The sequence below is a fragment of the Clostridium sp. CF012 genome (assembly GCF_018861755.1).
Taxonomy (GTDB): Bacteria; Bacillota; Clostridia; order Clostridiales; family Clostridiaceae; genus Clostridium_AD.
In genome coordinates this window covers 94,671-114,142 of the sequence record NZ_JAHLEF010000005.1, presented here as the reverse complement: position 1 = coordinate 114,142, position 19,472 = coordinate 94,671, and the positions used below count along the sequence as shown (strand labels likewise).

General features: G+C 32.2%; 15 protein-coding genes and 1 riboswitch. Of the genes, 14 read left to right on the top strand and 1 reads right to left on the bottom strand.

Annotated features, from left to right (window positions below; translation table 11 throughout):
• Positions 1–264 precede the first annotated feature (264 nt).
• A riboswitch (TPP riboswitch) is annotated at positions 265–376 on the top strand.
• A 155-nt stretch (positions 377–531) separates the two neighbouring features.
• The 7 genes from thiW (at position 532) to KPL50_RS07205 (ending at position 7,415) form a co-directional block, all read left to right on the top strand.
• The gene (thiW, locus tag KPL50_RS07235; protein WP_216297788.1) at positions 532–1,026 is read left to right on the top strand and encodes an energy coupling factor transporter S component ThiW; all 495 of its coding nucleotides are present in this window, start codon (positions 532–534) and stop codon (positions 1,024–1,026) included.
• A gap of 28 nt (positions 1,027–1,054) precedes the next feature.
• Positions 1,055–1,879 carry a bifunctional hydroxymethylpyrimidine kinase/phosphomethylpyrimidine kinase gene (gene thiD, locus KPL50_RS07230; protein WP_216297787.1) on the top strand — a complete coding sequence of 275 codons (825 nt, stop codon included), beginning with the start codon at positions 1,055–1,057 and terminating at the stop codon, positions 1,877–1,879.
• Positions 1,872–3,089: a putative hydroxymethylpyrimidine transporter CytX gene (cytX, locus tag KPL50_RS07225; RefSeq protein WP_216297786.1), complete on the top strand. Its 1,218-nt coding sequence runs from the start codon at positions 1,872–1,874 to the stop codon at positions 3,087–3,089. The genes thiD and cytX overlap by 8 nt, the downstream gene beginning before the upstream one ends.
• Positions 3,065–3,901: a hydroxyethylthiazole kinase gene (thiM, locus tag KPL50_RS07220; protein WP_216297785.1), complete on the top strand. Its 837-nt coding sequence runs from the start codon at positions 3,065–3,067 to the stop codon at positions 3,899–3,901. The genes cytX and thiM overlap by 25 nt, the downstream gene beginning before the upstream one ends.
• Entirely contained in the window at positions 3,891–4,517 is a 627-nt protein-coding gene (thiE, locus tag KPL50_RS07215) for a thiamine phosphate synthase (protein WP_216297784.1), read from the top strand. Before thiM ends, thiE begins: the two co-directional genes overlap by 11 nt.
• A 228-nt stretch (positions 4,518–4,745) precedes the next feature.
• Positions 4,746–5,963, top strand: coding sequence for a 6-phosphofructokinase (locus tag KPL50_RS07210; RefSeq protein ID WP_216297783.1), 1,218 nt, complete (start codon positions 4,746–4,748; stop codon positions 5,961–5,963).
• A gap of 69 nt (positions 5,964–6,032) precedes the next feature.
• Positions 6,033–7,415: an SH3 domain-containing protein gene (locus KPL50_RS07205; protein ID WP_216297782.1), complete on the top strand. Its 1,383-nt coding sequence runs from the start codon at positions 6,033–6,035 to the stop codon at positions 7,413–7,415.
• A gap of 96 nt (positions 7,416–7,511) precedes the next feature.
• Here KPL50_RS07205 and KPL50_RS07200 read toward each other — a convergent pair whose 3' ends face one another.
• Entirely contained in the window at positions 7,512–8,729 is a 1,218-nt protein-coding gene (locus KPL50_RS07200) for a DHHA1 domain-containing protein (RefSeq protein ID WP_216297781.1), read from the bottom strand.
• Positions 8,730–9,123: 394 nt separating this feature from the next.
• Here KPL50_RS07200 and KPL50_RS07195 point away from each other — a divergent pair, with 394 nt between their 5' ends.
• The 7 genes from KPL50_RS07195 (at position 9,124) to KPL50_RS07165 (ending at position 19,471) form a co-directional block, all read left to right on the top strand.
• Complete coding sequence (locus tag KPL50_RS07195) at positions 9,124–9,540, top strand: MaoC family dehydratase (protein WP_216297780.1); 417 nt, start codon at positions 9,124–9,126, stop codon at positions 9,538–9,540.
• Between the two features lie 264 nt (positions 9,541–9,804).
• Positions 9,805–11,436 (top strand): sigma 54-interacting transcriptional regulator, encoded by a 1,632-nt coding sequence (locus tag KPL50_RS07190; RefSeq protein ID WP_216297871.1) that lies wholly within the window; start codon positions 9,805–9,807, stop codon positions 11,434–11,436.
• Between the two features lie 391 nt (positions 11,437–11,827).
• Positions 11,828–13,378 carry an acyl CoA:acetate/3-ketoacid CoA transferase gene (locus KPL50_RS07185; RefSeq protein ID WP_253200495.1) on the top strand — a complete coding sequence of 517 codons (1,551 nt, stop codon included), beginning with the start codon at positions 11,828–11,830 and terminating at the stop codon, positions 13,376–13,378.
• Between the two features lie 71 nt (positions 13,379–13,449).
• Positions 13,450–14,829: a GntP family permease gene (locus KPL50_RS07180; protein WP_216297779.1), complete on the top strand. Its 1,380-nt coding sequence runs from the start codon at positions 13,450–13,452 to the stop codon at positions 14,827–14,829.
• 205 nt (positions 14,830–15,034) lie between these two features.
• Positions 15,035–15,463, top strand: a complete 429-nt coding sequence (locus KPL50_RS07175) for a bis(5'-nucleosyl)-tetraphosphatase (protein ID WP_216297778.1) — start codon at positions 15,035–15,037, stop codon at positions 15,461–15,463.
• 191 nt (positions 15,464–15,654) lie between these two features.
• Positions 15,655–17,325 carry a PAS domain-containing sensor histidine kinase gene (locus tag KPL50_RS27700; RefSeq protein WP_216297777.1) on the top strand — a complete coding sequence of 557 codons (1,671 nt, stop codon included), beginning with the start codon at positions 15,655–15,657 and terminating at the stop codon, positions 17,323–17,325.
• A gap of 223 nt (positions 17,326–17,548) precedes the next feature.
• Entirely contained in the window at positions 17,549–19,471 is a 1,923-nt protein-coding gene (locus tag KPL50_RS07165; RefSeq protein ID WP_216297776.1) for a PrkA family serine protein kinase, read from the top strand.
• Position 19,472: the final 1 nt, after the last annotated feature.

Below are 19,472 nucleotides of genomic sequence, written 5' to 3'. Positions count from 1 at the left end.
CTTCGAATGTAAAATTCACACTGTATATATTCAGTGCCTTTATAGTTTAACCATAATATATTAAAATATAGATGGAATAATTAGGTTGTTTATATAATTTTAAAATTTTCATATTAAATTATCTCAGTTTATGCCTAAGATAAGAAAAGCATAGTAATAATTTGTGTATAGTAATTTGTTATGGTATTATTAGTGCATGAAATAAAATTACTAGTATCATATATTAGTTGCGGTATTTCAAAGCCACAGTTTATAAAAGTGAATAACCGAGCACAGGGGAGTTGGATAAGCCAACTGAGAACAAGAACTATAATTCTTTGACCCTAATAACCTGAACTGGATAATGCCAGCGTAGGAAGTTGTTTAATGGTGTATTATATATGTATATATTTTATATAGCATGGTAATTTAAACACAAATCCTAGAGATTTGTGTTTTTTTGTTTAGCATCTAAAAAAATAAAATGACACTACAGAGTGGTTATTATCAGTTTATTCTTTTTTAGTTTTATTATGAAAGGAGAAACGATAAATGAAGACAAAAAAAATAACTATTGCATCAATGCTAATAGCTATGGGGGTAATAGTCGGAAATATTATTTTTATACCAGTAGGAGTATCAAAATGCTTTCCTGTGCAGCATACAATTAATGTACTAGCAGCTGTGATTTTAGGTCCTGGATATGCGGTGGCTATAGCCTTTTGTATATCACTACTTAGAAATATATTAGGAACAGGCTCTCTTTTGGCTTTTCCAGGAAGTATGATTGGAGCACTTTTAGCTGGAATTTTATATAAGAAGACTAAAAATAATTTATCGGCTGTAGCTGGAGAAATATTTGGGACAGGAATTTTAGGGGGACTATTAGCATTTCCAGTAGCTAACTTTATAATGGGTAAAAAAATTGGTGCATTGTTCTTTATAACTCCATTCTTAATAAGTACCATTGGAGGAAGTCTAATAGCATTTTTCATTCTTAGAGTTTTAGATTTTAAAAAACTAACTAATTTAAATAAAGAAGCTTAAAATAGATAAAAAGTAGGAGGTTTTACTTATGAAAAAAGTTTTGACTATAGCGGGTTCTGACAGTTGTGGAGGAGCAGGAATACAAGCGGATTTAAAGAGTTTTAGTGCAAATGGGGTTTACGGAATGAGTGTTATTACAGCAATAACGGCACAGAATACCATGGGAGTTTTTGCAGTGCAAGATCTGGATAAAGAAATTATTGAGGCACAAATTGATGCGATTTTTACAGATATAGTTGTAGATGCAGTTAAAATTGGTATGGTTTCAGTGGTTTCAACTATTGATGCCATAAGTAAAAAATTAGAACAATACAAGCCTAAAAACATAGTACTAGACCCTGTAATGATTTCAAAAAGTGGTTTTTCACTGTTAAAGCCAGAGTCCAAAACCGCACTAATTAATAAATTAATTCCATTAGCATCTCTTATTACGCCTAATGTTCCAGAGGCTGAGGAGATTCTTCGTGAAGTTAATTCAGATATTATAACCATTGAAACGGTAGAAGATATGGAAAGGGCAGCAAAAGAAATGTATAAGCTAGGCTGCAAAAGTGTGCTTTTAAAGGGAGGACATATGAAGGGCGATGCCATAGATGTGTTTTATGATGGTAAGGAAATTACACATTTTAAATCCGAAAGAATAGATACGAAAAATACTCATGGAACGGGATGTACTCTATCATCTGCTATAGCTGCAAATCTGGCGCTGGGTTTTAGTATGCTAGAGGCAATAAAAAATTCAAAAGAGTATATTACAATTGCAATAATGTATTCCTTAGATATTGGACATGGCGTTGGACCTACCAATCACTTCTACGAACTATATAAGAAAGCAGGTATAGCAAATGATTAATGATAGCGAAAAATTAGGTTTTTGGACCTTTGCATTTTTATGGTTTGGAGCTGCGGTTTCTATTGCTGAAATTTTGACTGGAGGACTCATTGCGCCCTTAGGCTTTAAAATAGGGGTAATAGTAATTTTGCTAGGACACTTAATAGGCACAGGGATATTGACACTTGGAGGCATCATCGGTACTAGAGAAAAGGTTCCAGCTATAACTTCTACCAGTATTTCTTTTGGAGTATATGGTACCTATTTATTTTCAATTTTAAATATACTTCAGCTTATTGGGTGGACGGCGGTTATGATAAAGGCAGCAGCAAATTCGGTAAACACAATAACACAAAGTTTATGGGGTTTCAATAATGTTTTAGTATGTATAGTACTTATAGGAATACTTACGATATTATGGCTTTCTTTTGGCAATGCAGGTATGAAAAAATTAAATATTACTGCCGTAGCTTTGCTTTTTATTCTTACATTGGTACTAGGATCAATTATTTTTAAGGATAAAACATTACTTGCAAAGGCGAGTAGTTCAGGTATATCCTTTGGAGGAGCCTTAGAACTCAGTATAATTATGCCTCTTTCTTGGTTACCTTTAATTGCAGATTATACTAGATTTGCAAAAAGTGAAAAGGGAGGAGCCTATGGAAGCTTTATAGGTTATTTTTTAGGAAGTTCATGGATGTTTATTATAGGTCTCGGGGCTGCTATAGTTTCAAATAACTCAGACCCCTCAGCTATGATGCTTGCTGCAAATTTAGGAATTACAGCTTTAGGCATAGTAGTCCTATCTACAGTAACTACTACATTTTTAGATGTTTATTCCGCAGGAGTTTCTTTCCTGAATATTATGCCAAAGCTCAGTGAAAAAAATGTTGGTATTGTTATGACCATTATTGGAACCTTCATGGCTATAATACTTCCTATAGAAAATTATCAGAGCTTTCTATATGCAATAGGATCGGTATTTGCACCATTATTTGCAATTTTGATTACAGATTACTTTATAATAAAGAAAAATACAAAGGTTGAAGCGAATGTACTTATAAATTGGGGAGCAATCCTTGTATGGGTTATGGGAATAGTGATTTACTATAGCTTTATTAAGCTTGATTTTATACTAGGTGCTACAGTACCAGTTATGATTATTACAGGCTTTATATATGCAATAAGTTGGAGGGGGACATATAAATGGAAATTAATAAGAAAATCATAGAATTATTAAACAAGGTAAGAGAAAAAAATCCCTTGGTACATCATATAACAAATTATGTTACAGTAAATGATTGTGCTAATATTACCCTTGCTATTGGTGGGTCACCAGTTATGGCGGAGGATATTAATGAAGTCCGTGATATGGTATCCATTTCCTCTTCACTTGTAATAAACATAGGAACCCTAAACTCTTCAAGTGTACAGTCAATGCTTGTGGCAGGAAAAATGGCAAATGAATTAAATATTCCTGTTATTCTAGATCCTGTTGGAGCAGGAGCAACGACCTATAGAACGGATACTGCGAAGAGGATTATTAGGGAAGTAAAACTCGCTGTAATTAGAGGGAATTTATCTGAAATAAAAACACTTTATGGTATTGAATCTAAAACAAAAGGAGTAGATGCTTCCGGAAGTGTTTCTGAAAATGTTAATGCACGGGCAGAAGGAAAAGAAATGGCCAGAACGCTTGCAAGTAAATTAAACACCGTAGTAGCAATAACTGGTGCGGAAGACATAATAACAGATGGTAAAACTCTTTACTCTGTACAAAATGGACATAAAATAATGGCTAAGGTTACAGGAACAGGATGTATGTGCACTTCACTTATTGGTTGTTATTTAGGAGCAGGAGATAATAATCTTTTAGCTACGCTTGCTGGAATTGTTTCTATGGGGATTGCTGGAGAAATAGCTTATGAAGGCTTAGGTAAAAATAATGGTGGCACAGGAACCTTAAAAGTAAAAATACTAGATGCTATTTACAATTTATCTCAAACTGAGATAATAGAAAGGAGCAAAATAAATGAGGAATAATTTAGATTATAGTCTCTATCTTGTTACAGATAGGGATGTGCTCGTGGATACAGATATATATACTGAGGTTGAGCAGGCTATAAAGGGTGGAGTTACACTAGTTCAGATTAGAGAAAAGAGCATAAGTACTTTAGAATTTTATAACCTGGCAGTAAAAATAAAGTTCATTACAGATAAATATAAAATTCCACTAATAATTAATGATAGACTGGATATTGCCCAGGCAATAGATGCTGCAGGGGTCCACCTGGGTCAAGATGATATGCCAGCAGATATTGCAAGAGGTATTCTAGGCAGTAATAAAATAATAGGTGTATCTACTTCAACCCTTGAAGAAGCTAAAAAGGCAGAAAGTCAAGGTGCAGATTATGTGGGAGTGGGAGCTATGTTCCCTACAGCTACTAAAGATGATGCAAGGGCCGTGACCATAGACTGTTTGAAAGAGATAAAACAAGGTATTTCTATTCCGGTGGTTGCTATTGGTGGAATTAGTGAAATAAATGTAGCACTATTAAAGCCAGCAAATATCGATGGTATAGCAGTTGTTTCTGCTATACTTTCTAAAAAGTTTGTAAAAATGGCAGCAGAAAAATTAGGGAATTTATTTAGAAAGTAAAAACAAAATATTTTGAAAATTCTCAATAAAACTTGTAATTCTTGGGGATATAAATTATAATCTAGTTAGAATTTAATAATTACTGCTTTATTTATAAGATGTATAAAAACATTAACGTAAGTTAGCCCAGTATGATGAATAATCACATTGGGCTTTTTTTATAATGTTTTTATTATTTAAAAATATAGCGAGCTTAAAGTAATCACAAAATTATAAGGAGTGTAAAATATGATTATTGAAGGTAAAGTTTTAATCGCACAAGGTGGAGGACCAACCGCCGTTATTAATCAATCACTAGTTGGTGCTGTGCTAGAAGCAAGAAAGTTTGCACAGGTAACAAAGGTCTATGGTGCTATAAATGGAGTAAATGGGATAGTTAATGAAAATTTCCATGATTTAAGTCGTGAGACGACTCATAATCTAGAACAGGTGGCTATGACTCCATCCTCAGCACTTTTATCTACAAGAGACAAGCCAGATATAGAATATTGTAAAGAGATATTTAGGGTGCTTAAAGCTCATGAAATAAGATATTTCTTTTATATTGGAGGAAATGATTCATCAGATGCAGTTAGGATAGTAAATCAGCAAGCTAAAATTGCAAGTTATGAGCTTCGCGCAATTCATATACCAAAGACTATAGACAACGATCTTATGGTTAATGACCATACTCCTGGATATGGATCTGCAGCTAAATATATAACAAATGCATTTATTGGAATCAATCTTGATAATAGGGCATTACCAGGGGTATATATAGGGGTAGTAATGGGACGTAATGCAGGTTTTTTAGCAGCAGCAGCAGCACTGGCTAAAAAGTACGAAGATGATGGTCCACATTTAATATATCTGCCAGAAAGAGTTTTTAAAATAGATCAATTTTTGCTTGATGTAAAAGATGTTTATGATAAATATGGAAGATGTGTAATAGCTGTTTCAGAAGGTATTGTAGATGAAAAAGGTCAACCAATTATTTCAAGCCTTATGGAAAAAGTAGAAAAAGATGATCATGGAAATATACAATTATCAGGATCAGGCGCATTAGGTGACCTTCTAGGGAACTACATTAGAAACAATCTAAATATTAAAAGAGTTAGAACGGATACCTTTGGATATTCTCAAAGATGTTTTATGGGCTGTGTGTCAGATGTAGATAGAAATGAAGCTAGAGAAGTAGGAGAAAAAGCTGCACAGTTTGCACTTTGGGATAATGTTGATGGTTCAATTACTATTCATAGAACAGGCCATTATTCAGTAGATTATAGACTTACTCAATTAGATCTCGTAGCAGGCAAGACAAAGGTAATGCCCGATAATTTTATTAATAGTGCATGCAATAATGTAACAGAAGCCTTCTTAAATTACGCTAGGCCGCTATTAGGTTCTGACATGCATTATGCACACAGACTTAGGGCTTCTAAAGTACCGAAGATTTTAAATAAATAGGACTAAAAAAATACTTCGTTTATTAATAGTAAAAATAAGATAGATATGAAAAGGGGGATTATATTTATAATGAGTATTGAAGGAAATCTATCTCCGCAGAAGCTATGGACCCTAAAAGCAGATAAGCTCTTTATTTCAAATATTCCAGACTTAAAGGAAGAAATGCTCTATGCAAAAAATTGGATGAAATCTCTTGATTTGAATAAAGTCATTATGAATATTCAGAAGATAGAGGCATATAAAAGGAAAAGCAAAAAAAACGTAGCAACTATTGTGGACTTAGAAAATTATAGTGCATCACTTAGTAAAAGTGATTTAATAGACAAGATAAACTCTATTAGTTGTATTCCCAAATGTGAGAGATACCATGGGGATGGAAAATTAGTTAGGCCAGAATATTATAATAAGTTAATAGAGAATTGTAATATTAATGGGTTAACGGACACAAATAATATTAAATATGGAATATCTATTAAAAAGACTGTCATGAGGACATTCCCAACCTATGATACAGTATTTAATATTGGAGATAACTATGAGTTTGATAGGTTTCAAGAGACTGCGGTTTTTCCTGTTGAACCACTTGTAATTCTTCATAAAAGTGTGGATAATAAATGGTATTTGGCACAGATGTACAACTATTTAGCTTGGATACCTGAAAAAGATGTGGCGATTTGTAATAAACAAGAGCTTTTTGATTATCACAATACAAAAGACTTTATAGTAACTACAGGGAAAAGGGTATTTACAAATTATAATCCCTTGGATGAACAACTATCAGAAGTGAAATTTGATATGGGTATTAAAATACCACTTGTAGGTATTGATGAAATAAAGGAAGATATTTATGGGCAAAATCCTACAGGTAATTATGTGGTTAAACTTCCAACGAGAAATAATAGTGGCAATGTAGAGTTTAAAGTTGCTTTAATTGCAAGAAATGAGGAGGTTTCACAAGGATATTTACCCTATACTAGAGAAAACATCCTAATTCATACCTTCAAATTCACAGGTGAAAGATACGGTTGGGGTGGAACGTTTAATTCAAGAGATTGTGCAAGCTTAATTATGGATGTCTATAGAACTATGGGTATAAATCTTCCTAGAAATGCAGAAGAGCAGGGAGAACTTGCAGTTGGTATTTTCTATGAAATGCCAGAAACTATGACTATTGAAGATAGGGAAAAGCTATTGGATAAATTGAAACCTGGAACACCAGTTTATATGAGTGGACATGCGATGCTATACCTTGGAAAAGAAGAGGGGATACATTATATTATCCATGATTTTTCTGGCTTTTATAAACGACAGAAGGATGGAACTGCAAAATATTATAGAGTCCGGGAGGTAATGGTTTCTCCATTGGATATTGAATTTTCAGAGGAGGGAAAAACCTATATTGAAGGATTATATGGAGCAAGAGACTTTATTTTTATGGAAGAGCAAGGTTAGGAATATTAAATAAAATAACAAGTCAAAATTCATTAACATTTTGACTTGTTATTTTGTTTAATATTCCTATAATAGCTTGGCACTGAAATTATATGATTAAACTTTAGTACTAGCAATGATATGATCTTTAACCTTGTTAAAAGCATAATCTAGTGAGGAATCTAAATTATTATTATTCTTTCCGCCACCTTGCGCAGATAGTTGGCTTCCACCACCCTTTCCATCTATAAGTGTTATGGCATCCTTAAGAAGGGCGTTCATGCTAATCATATTTAAATCCTTTGAGCACATGAATAAAAGATTTGCCTTATCAATAGATTTAACTCCGAATAAAACTATAACCTTTGGTTGAGATACTAATTTTGTTGCTAAGGTATTAGTGTATTTTAAATCACCATTATCATAAATCACCTTAAGTACTCTAATGTCTTCTATTTTTGGAGCTGCTGTTAACATATTTTGAACTTCATACTGCGCAACTGCTGCAGTTAATGTTCTTTTTTCAGCAATTGCCTTATTAAGTTCACCGGAAAGCCGGTCTACTTCGGATAAAAGGGTAGCACTATTGCAAGATAAAAGTTTAGACATTTTATCTATGGCTTCATGTTTTGAAACATAATCAGAAACTGCTCTTGAACCACAGATAAATTCAATTCTCATGCCATTCTTGTAGTTTTCAAACTTTATAATCTTAATTAATTGCACCTCGATAGTTGAATTAGGATGTATACCACAGCAAGGGTTTACATCAATATCGCCTATCTTAACTATTCTAATTTTTTCACCAGCTTTTACTGGAAATTTTTTTAGTGTTAATTTCTTTAATTCAGAATTACTTGGGTATAGTATCTCTACCGAAGTATTATCTAAAACTATTTTATTAGCCTTTTTTTCGGAGTCTTTAATTTCATCACCTAGAATAATTTTATCAATATCAATCGTTGTAGAATGCACGCCAAGGTGAAAACCAATGGTAGATGCATTAAATAAATCAGAAATGCAAGCTGAAAGGATATGTTGCCCTAGGTGCTGCTGCATATAGTAGTAACGATTATCAAAGTCAATACTACATTTAACCTTGTGAATTTTCAGTGGTTTTACTGCCACTACATGATATATTTTTTCGTCTTTTTCATATACATAGGTTACTGCGGCGCCATTTATAAGGCCAGTGTCACAGGGTTGACCACCACCCTCAGGGTAAAAACAGGTTTTATCCAGTTCAATATGATACTCTTTTTCCTTTTCTATTACATTTATTACCTCAGCTGTAAATTCTGTTTGATATGGGTTTTCATAATATAACTTTTCCAAAGTTAATCATCTCCTTTTATTAAATATGATTCATAGAAACTATGTGGTCATAAAATACATGAGCTGTTTTTAATCTATTTTTATAACGCTATAATTAATCATGTCTGTAATAGTATTTAATGTAATATGTATAATTGTTTTAATCTATATTGTACCATAAAAACATTATGGTACAAAAGGATATTACGGTGGGATACTACTTTTCTAAACATAATATAGCTTAGTTCTTGATTATATTTGAAAAAAAATAGATAACTAAATGTGAATACTGCTGTTAATGTTGAACTGCCGCAAGGGATGATCTAAATGGCACAAAAATTGCTATAAAAAGTAATAGGTAAGGTAATGAAGGGAAATGGTTTATGGCTATCAAAATAATAAGGAGGAATTAATAATGAAAGGTTTAACTATGAAAGAAATAAATATAGGTGACAAAGGGTCTTTTGAAAAAACTATAAGTGAATCGGATGTATATCTTTATGCAGGAATAACTGGTGATTTAAATCCAGCTCATATAAACCAAAGGGAAGCAGAAACTTCTATGTTTAAAGGGAGGATTGCTCATGGAATGTTAACAGCGGGCTTCATATCGGCAGTGTTAGGTATGAAATTGCCGGGACCTGGCACTATTTATTTAGGACAAGAGCTTAAATTTACAGCACCAGTTAGATTTGGGGATACAATAAAGGCTGAAGTCGAAGTTATAGAAAAGTTCGACGCAAAAAATATTATAAAATTAAATACAATATGCACGAATCAAGATGGAGTTATTGTACTTAAAGGCGTTGCAACTGTTATGCCACCAAAATAAGATTAAAAATATAACAAACATACAAAAGGCCTTGCAGCACTGCGGGGCCTTTTGTATGTTTGTTTAAATTTGAAATGATAAAGTTTACAAAAGCTTGTATAAGTATTAGTATGTGTATATATAAGTAGAATTGTAAATATCACCATTAATGTAGATAGGTTATTAATAAATGAGATAATTAAGAAAATAAAGGATAGGGGGTGTAGTATGAATTTTATAAAAAGTAATGTAGACAATTTTGTAGAGGCCATTGAACAACCAATAATGGCTTTAGATATTGATTGCAATATTTTTTCTATTAATAAATGTGCTGAAGAATTCTTTGAAAAAACATTTAAGCAGCAAGATAAGAGAAAAATCAGAGAGATAATTCTTCAAAGTGAACTTCCCCAAGTAATGAAAAGTATTAAAACTACAAAAGAAATTGATTTACAACTTCAGGGGAAAACAATAAAATTAAAAGTTTCACCAATACAAATTGATGTAAGTGAAAGGGGCGCACTAATTATATTCCCTCGCTCAAAAGAGGCTGATTTAGATAAAATACATCTAGACATTTTAAATACAATGTTAAATACAGTAAATGAATGGGTCGTGGTTGTGGACGAAAAAGGAATAATAACCATGATGAGTAAAGCGTATAAAGAATTTATAAATATGGAGGATGTTGAAGGTAAACATGTCACAGAAGTCATTGAAAATACTAGGATGCATATTGTTGTACAAACTGGTATTCAAGAGATTGGAGAAATACAAGAAATTCGTGGAAATAGAATGGTAGCTATGAGGATTCCTATAATAAAAGAAGGAAGGGTTGTAGGTGCAGTAGGCAAGGTTATATTTAAAGATATGAGTAATTTTTATTCTATAAGTAAAAAGCTTGTGAATCTTGAAAGAGAAATTGAATACTATAAAAATGAGCTTGGAAAAGAAAGAAGAGCAAAATATTCATTTGAAGATATTATAGGAAATTCAGAGGAAATTCAAAAAGTAAAAAAAATGGCTGCAAAAGTGGCTAAAACAGATTCGAATGTTCTTATATATGGAGAAAGTGGCACAGGAAAAGAACTTTTTGCTCATTCTATTCATAGTGCAAGTAAAAGAGCAGCTGCACCATTTATAAAAGTAAATTGCGCAGCAATACCTGCTCAATTATTAGAATCTGAATTGTTTGGATATGAAGAGGGTGCCTTTACAGGAGCTAAAAAAGGTGGCAAAAAAGGTAAATTTGAACTAGCAAATAATGGGACTATATTACTTGACGAGATAGGCTATATGCCTATGGACATGCAAGTGAAGCTTTTGAGGGTTATTCAAGAAAAAGAAATTGAAAGGGTAGGAGGGAATATTCTTAAAAATATTGATTTTCGAATAATAGCTTCTACCAATAAAAATTTAGAAGAAAGCATAAAGCTTGTAGAATTTAGGGAGGATTTGTACTATCGACTTGATGTTATGAAAATAACCATTCCGCCTCTAAGGGATAGAAGAGATGATATAATTGACTTGTCTAATTCCCTAATGAAAAAGGTTGCCAATAAGCTTGGGATATATGCAGAAGGAATTTCAAAAGAGGCAATGAATTATTTGTACAATTATAATTGGCCTGGGAATATAAGAGAACTTGAGAATGTAATTGAAAGAGCTTTAAATCTAATGGATGCTGAATTATTTATAACCGCAGAACAATTGCCAGATAGAATAGCTAAAAACAAGAAAAAATACTTTGATAAAGGAACTAGCGACCTAAAAGAATTAATTGAGATACTTGAAAAAGAAGTTATTGAAGAAAAATTAAAAATCAATGGTGGAAATAAAAATAAGACAGCAAAGCAATTAGGCATTAGTCGGGTTGGATTATATAAAAAAATTGAAAAATATAATTTGGATAAGTAATTATGTTATTCATGTAAAATTTTTAGAATTAGAAAAGCATATGTATAAATAATAAGGTACTTATAACTTTTAGAAAGCTATGTATAGCAAGCTAGAAGTTATAAGTATCTTTTTTTACTTAAAAATAGTAAGCATTTGTATATAAAATTCATATGTAAAAAAGATGTACATGTTATAAAATTTGTATCCTAGGCAGTTTATGTAAAAATAATGAAATGTGTAAATAAAATGAACATTCAGAATTATTAGATTTTAATATTTACCAGGAATTATGAAATAAATATGATGAATTTGCCTTTGAAAATAGCAATTATTGAAAAAAAAGTTGTTGGCACGTAACTTGCTAATAAATATTAGTATAATACCAAAATTTTTATTAGGAGGGTAGAACATGATTTCAAAGCTTAAAACATTAAAAGAAGCTATAGCAATGATAAAAGATAAGGATACAGTAGCTTTCGGAGGATTTGTAGGATGCGGTCACCCCGAAGAGCTTTCCAGGGCTTTAGAAGAGAATTATATTGAAACAAAAAAACCGGAAGAATTAACGCTAGTATATGCAGCTGGTCAAGGAGATGGAAAAACAAAAGGTTTAAACCATCTAGGACATGAAGGGTTAGTTTCAAAAATAATTGGTGGTCATTGGGGACTTGCCCCAAAACTTGCGAAACTAGCTCTTGAAAATAAAATTCAGGCTTATAATCTTCCACAAGGTGTAATATCTCATCTTTATAGAGATATTGCAGCAGGGAAACCGGGAACTCTTACTCAGGTGGGTTTAAAAACTTTTGTAGATCCACGAATTGATGGAGGTAAGTTAAACGATATCACAAAGGAAGATATAGTTAAAGTTATTGAAATCGATGGTAAGGAATACTTGTTTTATAAAGCGTTCCCTATAAATGTAGCACTTATTAGAGCTACCTATGCCGATGATAGTGGAAATGCCACTATGGAAAAAGAAGCTGTAACATTGGATGGGCTATCTATGGCACAAGCAGCAAAGAATTCTGGAGGGATTGTAATACTTCAGGTTGAAAAAATTGTAGCAAATGGTACTCTTGATCCAAGAAAGGTTAAAATTCCAGGAATACTTGTGGATGCTATTGTAATATCAAAACCAGAAAACCACATGCAAACCTTTATTGAACAATATAACCCATCTTATAATGGGGAAATAAAAATGACAGTGAATAGTATTGAGAGTTTAAAACTAGATGAAAGAAAAATAATATCTAGAAGAGCAGCAATGGAACTTATTCCTAATGCCATAACTAACCTTGGTATAGGAATGCCAGAAGGAATATCCATGGTGGCAAATGAAGAAGGCATTGGTAACGAAATGAAGCTTACTTTAGAATCAGGACCAATAGGGGGAATTCCTGCGGGCGGTTTAAGCTTTGGAGCTGCAATAAATCCTGAAAGTATAATAGATCAAAGTAATCAATTTGATTTCTACGATGGAGGTGGTCTTGATGTAGCATTCCTGGGTCTTGCACAATGTGACGAGCGTGGGAACATAAATGTAAGTAAATTCGGACCTAAAATTGCTGGTTGTGGTGGTTTTATAAATATAACTCAAAACTCCAAAAAAGTTGTTTTCTGTGGAACTTTTACAGCAGGCGGTTTAAATGTTGAAATAGTGAATGGAATATTAAATATAATACAAGAAGGTAAATCCAATAAATTTATTAAAGCTGTTGAGCAAATTACCTTTAGTGGTGATTATGCTATAGATGTGTCTCAGCCAGTATTATATATTACAGAAAGAGCTGTGTTTGAACTTAGTGAGAGTGGCGTAGTACTTACTGAAATTGCGCCGGGAGTTGACCTTGAAAAAGACATTTTAGCGCATATGGGGTTCATACCAATAATTTCAGAACACTTAGTTTTAATGGATGAAAGAATTTTCCAAGAAAAAAGAATGGATTTAAAATTTTAAATTTTAATTTCTATAATTATTGTGTTTTTTATATTAATCTATAATAAATTGAATTAAGGGGAGGGAATATTATGTTAGGAGTTATAGGTATTATTATTTCGTTAGGGTTACTTATGTATTTGGCCTACAGAGGAATTTCAGTTCTTATTTTAGCGCCAGTTTTAGCACTGCTCGCTCTTTTGTTTCAAGGTGGACAAACCCATCTTTTAGCTACCTATACTGAAGTTTTTATGGTGAATTTTGCTGCATATGCTAAGCAATATTTTCCAATATTCATATTAGGTGCAATCTTCGGTAAGGTAATGGATGATTCAGGAGCTGCTAAAGCTATAGCTCATGCAATTAGTAAGAAACTAGGAAAAGGTAAAGCAATATTATCGGTCGTTTTATCTTGTGCAATATTGACATATGGTGGAGTTTCACTATTCGTAGTTGCGTTCGCAGTATTTCCTATTGCAGCAGCATTATTTAAAGAAGCAGATATTCCGAAAAGATTTATACCTGGTTCTATAGCACTTGGTGCATTTACATTTACGATGACAGCTTTGCCAGGAACACCACAAATACAAAATGCTATTCCAATGCCTTTCTTTGGAACAAATGCTTATGCAGCACCAGTTATAGGGATCATTGGAGGATCAATAATGTTTGGGCTAGGTATGTTATGGCTTGATAGAAGATCAAAAAAAGCTATGGCTGCAGGTGAAGGATATGGTAATCATCCAGATGAAGCAATTAATAAATTCGATTTATCTAAATTACCTAAGTTTTACTTAGCAATAACTCCAATAATTATAGTATTAGTTGGTAACTATCTTTTAGGAAAATATGTTTTTGCTACAATGGATGGAGCATTTTTAAAAGATTTTGGTGGGATTACTATGGCAAAAGTACAAGGAATTTGGAGCTTGATTTCATCCTTAGTTATTGCTATAGTGGCTAGTGTAATTATATTTTGGAAAAATTTTGAAAACATTACCACTACAGTTAATAAAGGGGCTATAGGTTCACTACTTGCAATTGCAAATACCGCATCAGAAGTTGGTTATGGAAATGTAATTAAAACATTAGGAGCATTCGCTATAATTCAAGCAGGGATACTTGCAATACCAGGAACACCACTTATATCCTTAGCAGCGTCTACTACTATTCTTGCAGGTATAACAGGCTCAGCATCTGGTGGTTTAAGTATTGCTCTTGGATCCTTAGGTGAAATTTATATGGCAAAAGCTCAAGCTTTAGGAATGAGCCCACAAGTATTCCATAGAATAGCAGCCATGGCCTGTGGCGGGCTTGATTCACTTCCACATAATGGTGCAGTTATAACTTTATTAGGTATAACAGGCATGACTCATAAGCAATCATATGTAGATATTGGAATGTGTACAGTTGTTATACCACTTATAGCTACAGCAGTGTCTATCATATTTGCATCAATGGGAGTTGTATAAGGAGTAAAATAAAAATTCCTAAACTATAAAATATAATAACCCAGTATAAAGATAATCTTTATACTGGGTTATTATATTTCTATGGTTTAATTTGAAATATATGGTATAATTTTAGTGCGAGATCTTATATTTTTAGAAGTTAATAATGGATTTAACCTATCATTAACTGTAAAGGTAATTAAAAATTGAGGGATGGGGGATTATTATGGATTTTGAGAAATCATGTGGTGCGGTAATTTACAGAAAAATAGATGGAAATTTAGAATTTTTAATCATTAGTCATAGAAATGATGGACACTGGGGGTTTCCTAAGGGGCATGCTGAAAAAAATGAAAGTGAAAAGGAAACAGCAGTAAGAGAAGTTTTTGAAGAGACTGGACTTCCAGTTACGCTAATGGACGGATTTAGAATATCCGTAGAATATTTAATAAAACAAGATACAAATAAGGAAGTTGTATATTTTTTAGCTGAGGTGCAAGATCAGATTGTTCATATTGAAGTAGAGGAAGTAGTGGATTATAAGTGGTTAAGTTTTCAACAAACGAAACAACGATTATCTTATAAAAGTAGCAAGGAAGTTTTGGAACAAGCCAATCAATCTATTGTTGAAATAGTTAGAAATCCAATGAAATAAATTAATATTTCGTTGGATTTTTTTTATAATTCTGTAATGAATTTCTTTTGGACTTGCAAATAATATAAAAAATATAAAAAAAGAGGTTAATACTATATTTTGTAGAATATAATATTTAAAAATATTATGCAAAACAATTTAATTAAGTATAAGTTCTATAGTGATTCAGTGGATTTTTAAGGGGGATTAACGTGAGTGAACATATTAATACTAACATATTAGAAGAAATAAATATTGATAGTGTTATTCAGAAAAGTGAGAGGGAATTTAGAGAAAGTGAAGAAGTATATAAAAAATTATTTCAATTATCTCCTGATCCTATATTTGTTCATTGTGATGGGAAAGTAGTCTTAGCCAATCCTGAAACTGGAAGATTGTTCAATATGAAAGATTCTAAGGATGTAATTGGTAGAAATGTAATGGATTTTATTCATCCTGATTATATTGATATTGCTACCAGTAGAATAAATACAGTATACGAAGGCGGAACTGTTGCGCCATTTATTGAAGAAAAATTCATTTCTGATGATGGTACAGTTATAGATGTAGAAATTGTAACCTCTGCTTTTAAGTATAAGGATAAAGATTCAATTTTAGTAGTTGCACGAAATATTAGTAAAAGAAAAAAGGTAGAGTGTGATTTAAGTGCGAATGAAGCACTATTAAGAGAGATAACTGAAAATACTTCTGATATGATTATAAAAACAGATATCGATGGTAGAATAAAATATATTACAGCGGCTCAAAAGGAGATACTTGGGCATGGGACAGATGATGCTATTGAAAAGCGCGTTTTTGATTTTATTCATCAGGATGACAGGGAAAGTGTATTAAAGAGAATCACGCAACTAATTACTTTAACTACAAATGAAAAATTTCAATGTAGATGCTTGCATGCAAATGGAGGTATTGTTTGGTTAGAGATTTCTGCTAATAAATTATTAGATGATTTTGGTAAAGTTAAAGCAATTATATTATTAGCAAGAGATATTACTAAGCGACTTGAAACTGAACAATTAATAAAAGAAAATGAGGAAAAGGCAAGATTTTTAAATCAAGCAATAGAATATGATAGATTTAGGACAGATTTTTTTGCGAATATATCTCATGAACTAAGAACACCAATAAATGTTATTTTAGGGACACTACAGCTTATGGATCTAAAATTTAAGGACTTATTTAAAGAAAGTGAGAAAAAAAGCAGAGGATATTTAAAAACTATGAAACAGAATTGTTATAGATTAGTAAGATTAATTAATAACCTAATAGATGTAACAAAAATAGATGCAGGATATTTTGAAATTCATTTAAGTAATTGTAATATTGTTAGTGTTATAGAGGAGATAACATTGTCAGTAGCTGGGTATGTTGAGAATAATGGGATATCACTTTTATTCGATACAGAAATGGAAGAAAAAATTATAGCTTGTGATAAGGATAAAATAGAAAGAATAATGCTAAATCTTATTTCAAATGCAATAAAATTTACAAACCCCGGTGGGGAAATTTCAATAAATATAGTTGAGGGAAAAGATAATGTGGTTATCGTTGTTAAGGATACAGGCATAGGAATACCCATAGAAAAGCAACAATTAATCTTTGATAGATTTATTCAAGTTAACAAATCATTGACTAGAAATAAAGAAGGTAGTGGCATAGGTTTGTCCTTAGTTAAGGCTCTAGTAGAAATGCACGGTGGGAACATGTTTTTAGAGAGTCAGATTAATATAGGAAGCAAATTTAGCTTTGAACTTCCTATAAAACAATTACCAGATAGTCAAGCAGTGTACGCTAATAATAATTTAAATGCCAATAGTAATATTGAAAAAATCAATATTGAGTTTTCTGATATATATTTTTAGATATCGAATATTAGAAATATCATACAAAATGTTGATAGGTAAGACAAAAGATGGTTTAAGCAAAAATGCAAATAGCATAAAGGCAGAAGAGAGCAGTTTATTTTTTTGTAACATGCCACTTGCCACGTGGATGGCACTATTTTATTTTTATTATCTATCATGTTGGAGGTTTGTCCTTGCATATAGATAATAATAAAAATAATTCTATCCTAGGAGGTATAAAATGGAATTTAAAAAAGTAATAAAAAATGATAGAGAAGCTAAAATCAAGAGTAAATTTGAAGGAAGCTTTCTGGAGTATTTAGATATAATAAATAAAGAGCCTGATAAAGCTAAGCTTTCTCATAAGAGGATGTATGACACAATAATAAAAGGGGGCTTTGAAATTCTAAGGCCTGAAGAAAACCCAAGAACAAGAAAAATATATGGTAATGATCTAATTAAAAGGTATGGGTTTTTTAAAGAGGATTTTTTTGGAATTGATAAGGTACTTATGAAGATAGTAAGTTACTTTTATTCTGCATCTATGAAGGGGGAGGAATCTAGACAGGTATTGTATTTAGCAGGACCTGTAGGAGCTGGGAAGTCATCCCTGGTAGAAGCACTGAAGAAAGCCTTTGAAAATACGGAACCAGTATATGTTTTAAAAGGATGTCCTATGAATGAAGAGCCATTGCATTTAATACCAAAACATCTTAGGCGTGATTTTGAGAGAATGCTTAATGTAGAAATTGAAGGGGATCTTTGCCCGGCATGTAAGTATAGGTTACTTAATGAATACAAGGGAGAATATGAAAATTTCCCTGTTACCACTACCTCTTTTTCAATAAGATCAAGAAAAGGTATAGGGGTTGTCCCACCTGTAGATCCAAATAATCAAGATACTTCAATTTTAACAGGATCTGTTGATATATCTAAAATGGATATGTATTCAGAGGATGATCCTAGGGTTTTCTCTCTTAATGGAGCATTTAATGTTGGTAATAGAGGTCTAGTAGAATTTATTGAAGTATTTAAAAATGATGTTGAGTATCTTCATACCATAATAACTGCAACGCAAGAAAAATCAATACCTTCACCAGGAAAGGGATCTATGATTTACTTTGATGGTATAATTATTGCCCATTCTAATGAAGCTGAATGGAATAGGTTTAAGTCAGATCATACCAATGAAGCTATATTAGATAGAATTGTAAAGATAGAAGTACCTTACTGTCTTGAGTTAAATGAAGAAATTAAGATTTATGAAAAGATACTTAAAAAGAGTAACTTTAAGCCTCATATAGCGCCACACACCATTGAAACTGCAGCAATGTTCGCATTGCTTTCAAGGTTTAAACCTTCCAATAAGGTAGATCCTATAACTAAGTTAAAGATTTATAATGGCGAAGAAATAGTAGAAAAGGGAACTACTAAGAAAATGGATATTAGTGAACTTAGGGAAGAAGCAGGACTTGATGAAGGGATGCATGGGATTTCCACAAGGTTTATAGTAAAGGCTATTGATAATGCTATTTCAAATTCAGAATTTGATTGCATAAATCCACTTGGTATTATGGAAAGTATAATTAAATCTGTTAGGGAAATGGACGTTGCTGAGGATGAAAAGAAAAAATATATGGGCTTTATTCAGGATACTATTAGAAAAGAGTACAATAAAATATTGGAGAAAGAAGTAACGAAGGCATTTATCCACAGTTATAAGGAACAAGCGGAAAGCTTATTTAATAACTATATTGATAATGCGGAAGCCTTTGTAAATAAGGCAAAACTAAAGGATAGAGCCACCGGTGAAGAGTTACAAGCAGATGAGTCCTTTATGCGATCAATAGAAGAACAGATTGGAATATCTGAAAGTTCTTCAAAGGGATTTAGAAGTGACGTAACTTCCTATATGTTTTATGTGGTTAGAAATGGTGGTAAAATCAAATATGAGTCCTATGAGCCCTTAAAGGAAGCAATTGAAAAGAAGCTAACAAGCTCAGTAAAGGAGCTTTCAAGAATTGTAACTAGATCTAGAGTCCGCGATAAGGACCAAGACGAAAAATATAACGTAATGGTGGAACAAATGAAGACAAATGGATACTGTGATTATTGTTGTGACGTAATATTGAAGTATGCAGCTAATAATTTATGGAAGGATTAAT

Coding starts and splice junctions, on each gene's coding strand:
- thiW (WP_216297788.1), top strand. CDS start 532: ATGAAGACAAAAAAAATAACTATTGCATCAATGCTAATAGCTATGGGG.
- thiD (WP_216297787.1), top strand. CDS start 1,055: ATGAAAAAAGTTTTGACTATAGCGGGTTCTGACAGTTGTGGAGGAGCA.
- cytX (WP_216297786.1), top strand. CDS start 1,872: ATGATTAATGATAGCGAAAAATTAGGTTTTTGGACCTTTGCATTTTTA.
- thiM (WP_216297785.1), top strand. CDS start 3,065: ATGGAAATTAATAAGAAAATCATAGAATTATTAAACAAGGTAAGAGAA.
- thiE (WP_216297784.1), top strand. CDS start 3,891: ATGAGGAATAATTTAGATTATAGTCTCTATCTTGTTACAGATAGGGAT.
- KPL50_RS07210 (WP_216297783.1), top strand. CDS start 4,746: ATGATTATTGAAGGTAAAGTTTTAATCGCACAAGGTGGAGGACCAACC.
- KPL50_RS07205 (WP_216297782.1), top strand. CDS start 6,033: ATGAGTATTGAAGGAAATCTATCTCCGCAGAAGCTATGGACCCTAAAA.
- KPL50_RS07195 (WP_216297780.1), top strand. CDS start 9,124: ATGAAAGGTTTAACTATGAAAGAAATAAATATAGGTGACAAAGGGTCT.
- KPL50_RS07190 (WP_216297871.1), top strand. CDS start 9,805: ATGGCTTTAGATATTGATTGCAATATTTTTTCTATTAATAAATGTGCT.
- KPL50_RS07185 (WP_253200495.1), top strand. CDS start 11,828: ATGATTTCAAAGCTTAAAACATTAAAAGAAGCTATAGCAATGATAAAA.
- KPL50_RS07180 (WP_216297779.1), top strand. CDS start 13,450: ATGTTAGGAGTTATAGGTATTATTATTTCGTTAGGGTTACTTATGTAT.
- KPL50_RS07175 (WP_216297778.1), top strand. CDS start 15,035: ATGGATTTTGAGAAATCATGTGGTGCGGTAATTTACAGAAAAATAGAT.
- KPL50_RS07165 (WP_216297776.1), top strand. CDS start 17,549: ATGGAATTTAAAAAAGTAATAAAAAATGATAGAGAAGCTAAAATCAAG.